Source organism: Thermodesulfovibrionia bacterium, assembly GCA_030646035.1.
Classification (GTDB): Bacteria; Nitrospirota; Thermodesulfovibrionia; order UBA6902; family UBA6902; genus JACQZG01.
Map to the genome: position 1 here is coordinate 1 of JAUSMY010000004.1, position 6293 is coordinate 6293.

At 44.6% G+C, this 6293-nt stretch carries 6 protein-coding genes; 1 reads left to right on the plus strand and 5 read right to left on the minus strand.

The window, feature by feature from the left end; all coding sequences use genetic code 11:
• The first annotated feature begins 563 nt into the window (after window positions 1-563).
• Window positions 564-1580, plus strand: coding sequence for a hypothetical protein (locus tag Q7U10_00300; GenBank protein ID MDO8281061.1), 1017 nt, complete (start codon window positions 564-566; stop codon window positions 1578-1580).
• Between the two features lie 126 nt (window positions 1581-1706).
• Here the strand turns inward: Q7U10_00300 and Q7U10_00305 are convergent, their stop codons facing one another.
• From Q7U10_00305 to Q7U10_00325, 5 genes are all read right to left on the minus strand, one after another.
• Window positions 1707-2432 (minus strand): ParB N-terminal domain-containing protein, encoded by a 726-nt coding sequence (locus tag Q7U10_00305; protein MDO8281062.1) that lies wholly within the window; start codon window positions 2430-2432, stop codon window positions 1707-1709.
• Complete coding sequence (locus Q7U10_00310) at window positions 2387-3700, minus strand: hypothetical protein (GenBank protein ID MDO8281063.1); 1314 nt, start codon at window positions 3698-3700, stop codon at window positions 2387-2389. The genes Q7U10_00305 and Q7U10_00310 overlap by 46 nt, the downstream gene beginning before the upstream one ends.
• A gap of 94 nt (window positions 3701-3794) precedes the next feature.
• Window positions 3795-3971: a hypothetical protein gene (locus tag Q7U10_00315; GenBank protein MDO8281064.1), complete on the minus strand. Its 177-nt coding sequence runs from the start codon at window positions 3969-3971 to the stop codon at window positions 3795-3797.
• Window positions 3972-4144: 173 nt separating this feature from the next.
• Window positions 4145-4654, minus strand: a complete 510-nt coding sequence (locus tag Q7U10_00320) for a hypothetical protein (protein ID MDO8281065.1) — start codon at window positions 4652-4654, stop codon at window positions 4145-4147.
• On the minus strand, window positions 4651-5625 hold the full coding sequence (locus Q7U10_00325; protein ID MDO8281066.1) for a tyrosine-type recombinase/integrase: 975 nt from the start codon (window positions 5623-5625) through the stop codon (window positions 4651-4653). Before Q7U10_00325 ends, Q7U10_00320 begins: the two co-directional genes overlap by 4 nt.
• Window positions 5626-6293: the final 668 nt, after the last annotated feature.

The window sequence follows — 6293 nt, forward strand, 5'->3', positions numbered from 1 at the left end:
TTTGATAGACCCTTTTTCACTGACCTGAATCTCCATTAACTATCCCCCTTAATTATTGAGATAGAGCGAGGTAGTAACGGCATCGTGGGTGTCTGTGTTGCTCCCTTCTCGCCTTCTATTTTCCCTCGCTCTATCATCTGAATTATCCTTTAAATTCAATATGTTATAGTTATATCCTACTTGATTACCTACCTAAGTCAACTAAAAAAGCTTTATTTTCTAATCACTTACGCTTATCGGCAGTGGTCGCGGAAATAAACATGCCAGATACAAGGCGGGCTGAAAATACGGAGGGGGTAACTAATCTGAAAACTATTGAAGTGTCTTTTTTTTAAAGCATAATTTTACTTGCCGTATAACATGGATATTAGGGAGTAAATACGGCCAGCATCAAGATAATTTATTAACCACACCACTATATTTTGTGCTTGTATTTTCCTATTCATACAATTATGATATTCATATTCCAGCAAATACGGATGGCTGGCTATTAATTGTTAGGCCGGTTAATTTAGTTGTACGCAATTGTTCGGGGTTTGTTAATTGAATGACAGGGAGGATGCATGGCAACAGAATCAGTTTTGGAAAGTACTCGCGAAACTCTAAATCGGGTACAGCAATTTGACGTAACATCACTAAGTCGTGAAGCCGATTTGGGCAAACAGATGAGTTTCTCAGAGGCTGTTACACCTGCGGAAGCTCTGATAAACATATACAAACGCATTCCTTTAACCGCTCTTGAAGATTTTTCAGATACTCAGCTAAACGCTCTTAGCTCGCAGGCGCAGGCCGATTTCAACGTCTTTAAGCAGATTCTTGACTTTAATGCCCAGGCCGCCAACGCATCCACCACCCGCACCAACATTCTTAACACACTCAATACTAGGCGAGATCAATTGTTCGAGCAACTTTGGCAGTATGTCGCCTACGGCGTCGCGCGAATTACTGACACCAGCCTTCTAGAAACCCAAGCACGTGCTACGATTCAGTCCATTAAGGATCAGTCGGCAAAGCTCACCGAGCAGTTGAATTCCGCAAAAGTTGACGCGGACAGTGCGTTAGCTGCAATTCGTGCTGTGGCGTCGGAGCAAGGTGTCTCTCAGCAAGCCAGCTATTTTAAACAGGAAGCTGAGGATCAAGAAACTTTGGCGGTTACATGGCTCAATTACACGTATAAGTTCGCGGCAGCTGTGGGAGTGTTTGCAGTTCTCAGCTTATTCCTTCATAAACTTAAATGGATTAAACCCGAAGGTAATGCTGAAATGTTTCAACTTATTAGCAGCAAATTTTTGATTTTTGCTGTGTTGGGATATTTGCTATTTATGGCATCGAGAAACTACACCACCCACAAACACAACGCAGTTGTAAACCGCCACCGGCAGAATGCATTACTAACGTATCGTGCACTCGTTGAGGCATCAGCGGACAAAGGAACGGAAGACATTGTTCTCGCTCATGCAGCTTCTTGCATTTTTTCACCACAGGAAACCGGCTTCACTCACGGAAAAGGGGAGGCATCGTCTGGCTCGAAGTCTGTGCTTGAACTCATGATGGAAAGCGCAACAAAAGCCGCGCAATAATTGTTGGCAAAAAATATTGGGACAAAAAAAGCTATAAGCCTAACAAGTGGGTCAACCAGACGGCGGGGAGCAGCGTTGCGCTAGTCGCGGCAAGTTCAGTGGCCGCCGCTGGTTACCCTTGGCGTTCTACTTCATCATTCCCATCTGCTCCCTCGCAAGCTCAAATATCTTTACCAAAGCAGTCGGATTATTCACGATACTGAACTGATCCTTAACATCGACCAGGACATTAAAAACCTCTTCATAATGCCGGCGGGACAAGATGAAATTCTCAGAACCTGAAAAGAGCAGGCTCACATCCTCCATCAGCTCCTTCAGCTGATCAACCTCTTCAGGCAAGAAAGCAAAGGCGACCTGTTTGAAGTCCGGGGATGACTCTGAAATGCTCAAGAAATCCATCTTTTCCAGATCATGCAGCAGCTCCGTATCCAACCCTGAGTATATCTTCAGATCAATATCCTCAATCTCTGACCAAAGTTCCTTCAGGATAACTGGATCGTCCTGGCCGGCTATCGCATTATGGCTCAGCTGTATAGCGACCTCTTCCTGGTGGTTTGTCGGCTTATCAATGTAAAGGATCATGACCTTCTCGATACCGGCGGCAGCTGATGCCTTTACTCTGTGATTGCCGCTCAGGACCTTATAACAATCATCCTCTTTGACGCATAACGGAAGGGATGTGAGCCCTCCATCACGTTTGATATTATCAACCAGATTCTGAAACATAGCCTGTGACATGTATCGGGCGTTCTTCTCAAGCGTCCTGATCTTTGCAGGGTCAACAAAATCCACCCTGTACGGTGCATTTATTTCTTCGAGTGCGGTATTGAGTTGGAGAATCTTTTCATCCATATTTTTGTAACCTCCTTTATTGATGTGTCATCAAATCCTGTCTTATAATTTAGAAACCCTTCTCCCCTTTTATGAAGCTCATATAATCCTCTGTATTTCATACTGACCGGCTGCTTTGTGAAGGCTGTCGTTATGATCGTATCTACCCTGCGGATATACTTCTCCTGCAGGAGCTTTTGGACCTCATGGCATTTTGAGACCATTAATAAAAGCTTGCTGAGGCGTTTGTACTTGCTCAGGACAACAAAGTCTGAAAGCATGTAGATACTATTATCTTTAACACCTTTTGATTTGCTATATCCGCTGAATATTAAAAACCCGAAAAGCTGATCACCGGCAAAGACCAGGATTGACAGATCTCCGCCGGTCGGCTCGATCTTCTTACTCAGGAACAGGTGTCGATAATGATTTACCGTGTTAGTGTCGCTAATCAGGAGCCTGACCTCTGAGTCTTCGGCGATATCGTCCTTAGGCATTAGAAGCTTATAGTGCTTTACCGTCTCGCTCACCTTACGCCGGAAGAGTCCTGTCTTAAATAGGATATTACTGTAGATATAAACTGCGCGCTTTCCGTAGAGCGTGCACTGAGCTATACAGGGGAGCTCTCTTTTAACATCGTCATACAAAACATAATCACCTTCTGTCATCCTCTTGATAGTAGCTTCCCTGCGCTCGGTCGTGAGGATGTCGTATTGCGGGCTTTTCCATTTAACCGACTCGTCAAGCTTTTGGAAGAGCTTTTCATATCCGCCTACGTAAGTCGGCAGGAACCCTATCACTACACCGTCCGTCCTCGGAAAGTAATCATGCACATCGATCATTGTGTATTCTTTTATGGATATCCTCTCGATAGACCTGTTGACCTTATCGACCGTCTTTGTAAAGATCTTCTCCCACTGTGCAAGATATGTCTGCCACATCCTCTCTTGATAGTCGTTGTTACGTTTGACATACTGAAACATCTCCAGTAAGAGCAGGAAGGTAGCAACCATCTCAGGGCCGCCACGGTCAATGTATTTCTGAGCCCAGAGGATCTCCGGATCCGTGATCTCAACATTCAGTTTACAGGCAGCTATCGCATGACCGATTGCACTCGAATAAAGGGAAACGTCATTACTGTAGATTTCAACATCTTTGCACCGCTGTGAGAGGATCTGCTCAACCGTGAAATTGCCGGAACAGCCTATATAACACTTCCTTCCCTCAAGCATATGTGCATGAGTCCAGAAGTACTTCCTCAGTTTTTCATTTATCGCTCCGATGAACATAAAAAAGCCCGACACCTCCTCTTAGGTTCGGGCTTAATAGTTCCCCGAAGCATCGGGGTTACCAACTAACCGTTATTAATTATTTGTTTCTTTATTACTTTATTTCTTTCTTGCGAAAAATCGTTGTGTCTCCTTTAACCTCTTTGATCGTAAGGTACACTTTGGTAATGCCGCCCTCGTTCAGGTTGATCTCTACCTGGCCAGTCCGGCCTTTGAGATCTTTGTGATTCTGAAGGTGCTCAGCAAGTTCCTTCTTCCATGTATTGCTCATGTGTCCTCCTTATAAAATAAAAAACCCGAGACGGTCCGCCCTATAAGCTTGCCATCTCGGGTCTAACAGGTCTCCGAAGAGTTGCCGACTAACCAAGTGTCAAATATTATAAGACTTTCGTCCCGGGTTTAACAGCTTCCCGACAAATTCGGGATTGCTAACTAACCGTTGTTTTATTCAGTCGTCGTTACGATCCTCCGTATCTGTCTTGGCTGCAAATTATATTTATTCGCCAGCTCTGAATTATTGAAACCTGTATGCTCTGCCCTGATATTCTCATCCCGCACTTTCCGCGCAAAACATGCCCTACCACACCGGCCGCACGTCTTGTCTTTACACATAAGATAAGGAACGGTGAGCCGTTGCCCCGGAGGGCCTAACTCTATAACGACTCTTTTGAATATCGCAAGGCCTAAGGGCCTTCCAATTACTGTATCTTCATAGAGCGCCTTTAGCATCCTATAGAAGCGCAGGGGATTTCTCCCCTTATTCTTCTTCCAGTAATAAGTCGTTATGGTTCCTTTGTCTCTGAATGAAGGCATGACGATCCTATTTCCTTCGCCAAGCGATTCAATGATCTTCTTTAAAACATTTTCTCCGAGTTCCCGGGAACTGAGCTCTCTGCAGAGCAGTTCTCCCAATACTTCAAAAGTCTCAAAACTTTGTAAGCTGTTTTTTGTCATTCATCGCTCCTTAACAACTCTTTAAAACGTCTGTCTGGAATAGCGGTCTTTCTAAGGACCTTATCTGATATCGCAATATACCCTCTGGTTGTCTTCGGATCGCTGTGTCCCATAAGGTAAGCGACCTCCAAAAGATCAACTGTCTCGACCGGATGCCCGCAGCGGGTACACCGGTCACGGCCGGCATCGTACAGATCTGTCGCAAAGGTAGTCCTCACCTTATGGATGAAGACATCGGAAGTGATCCCCATCTTTGAAGCATATTTCTTCAGTATGTTATTCATGGCGGTCGCCGAAAGCCTGCCGGAGCTTCCCTTCATACCGACAAATACAGGATCTCCCGGCTGGGCCTTATGAGCGTTTCTGATAGTGAGCCATTGCCTCAGTGCGTTTGACGGTGTCGTCCTCAGGGTTAATGTCCTGCTCTTGCCACCTTTGGCAAAGAGGATATTCAAGCGGATGTATCCGCTGCCTTTATCAATAACATCTTCTATCGCAAGATCGCATAGCTCAGAGACACGGAGCCCGGCGCCGTACGCTGTCATCAGCATCGCCATATCTCTTATCCCCATCTCCTTATTGAGATCAACAGCTGAAAAGATGAAACGAAGCTCCTCGGTTGTAAATTTGGACGGCAAAGTCTTTGATACCCTGGGAGAAGGAATGCCATCCGTCGGGTCCTTTTTGATAACCTTTGTAGAAAGCAGATATCTGAAGAAAGATCGGAGGCCGGCAAGCTTGTTCGCCCTGGATGAGTTTTTGATATTTCCAAATTTATAGTAGAGATCTTTAAGGAAGTTCTCTATGTCTTCGCGCACGATTGCCGCAGGATCCGCAGTGAAGCCGTTGCCCTTGCACCAGGAGATGAAGAACTCCGCCGAACGACGATAATTCTCTACACCGCCCGGCTGCCGGCCAACTATCCGCAACTCGTAATCTGTCCATGGCTTGATATATTCTTTTATATCCACCCCCCGCGCGCCCCCCTTTTGAACAAAAGAAGCTTTTTTGAACAATACCGAGACAAAGGAAAACGACCTTGTAATATGAGCCATTTTATAAACAGTAATGGGGGGGAGGCAACTTGTCCCACCAACAAAAAAACGAAGGGGGGGTGTATGTTAATGGATGTTTTATCCAGTAATAACCCTAATGAAATCAACATGTTATAGCTTTTTGTAGTCAATATACCCTCAATTTGTAACCAAATTCGGACTATTTCGGACTTTGTTCCAATGGTTCAGAGTTTCAAGCCAATACATACCATAAACAGATTCAATCCCTTTCTCCTCTCATAACCATCATCTTTTAAAAAATAAAACAAACTTATTAGAAGATACTTTTAAACAACAATAAGAGGCGAAATTTGGTGATCTGCGGCATGGCCAGTAATTTAGACCAGCTTAAACCTGCCTCCCCCGCTTCCCTACTTCCCCCAACTGTGACAATTCTCTTTAAAAATAAGAAGTTAGTTTTGGGGGAAGTTTAAGAGTCTGTGCTTATCCCTTCCCCCATAATTCCCCCATCTTCCCCCATAGTTCCCCCACAACTTCCCCCTATAAAACATATAAATTAATATTTAAAATTAATAAGTTATAGAATTAGGGGGAAGATGGGAAGTATTCTGATGAAAAAATCG

Excerpts from the sequence above, each read along its gene's own strand:
- Q7U10_00300 (MDO8281061.1), top strand. The coding sequence starts at position 564 with ATGGCAACAGAATCAGTTTTGGAAAGTACTCGCGAAACTCTAAATCGG.
- Q7U10_00305 (MDO8281062.1), bottom strand. The coding sequence starts at position 2,432 with ATGGATGAAAAGATTCTCCAACTCAATACCGCACTCGAAGAAATAAAT.
- Q7U10_00310 (MDO8281063.1), bottom strand. The coding sequence starts at position 3,700 with ATGTTCATCGGAGCGATAAATGAAAAACTGAGGAAGTACTTCTGGACT.
- Q7U10_00315 (MDO8281064.1), bottom strand. The coding sequence starts at position 3,971 with ATGAGCAATACATGGAAGAAGGAACTTGCTGAGCACCTTCAGAATCAC.
- Q7U10_00320 (MDO8281065.1), bottom strand. The coding sequence starts at position 4,654 with ATGACAAAAAACAGCTTACAAAGTTTTGAGACTTTTGAAGTATTGGGA.